The following is a 238-nucleotide window of genomic DNA, read 5'->3' as shown; positions in this document are numbered from 1 at the left end:
GCCTGCAAGTGACGCATCAGGCGCGGATCGAGGATATCGATGCGTGCCGCGCGAAATATGCCGAGCTGTCGATTGCGGCGGATCTCGCGACCTATTTGCCCGATCTGCCCGAGCAGCTTGCCTGGGCGCATGTGGTGATTGCGCGCGCGGGGGCTTCGACGCTGGCGGAACTGACCTGTGCGGGCCGCCCGGCCATCCTGGTACCGCTGCCGACGGCCACTGACGATCACCAGACCGC

Annotated in this window: 1 protein-coding gene; it reads left to right on the top strand. The window is 66.8% G+C overall.

Annotated features, from left to right (window positions below; all coding sequences use genetic code 11):
* A partial coding sequence (locus RAD04_RS39120) for a glycosyltransferase (protein ID WP_461628028.1) occupies positions 1 to 238 on the top strand: 238 nt, incomplete at both ends.

This window comes from Bradyrhizobium sp. 25ACV, assembly GCF_054863005.1.
This window is presented reverse-complemented; position numbering and strand designations above follow the sequence as displayed.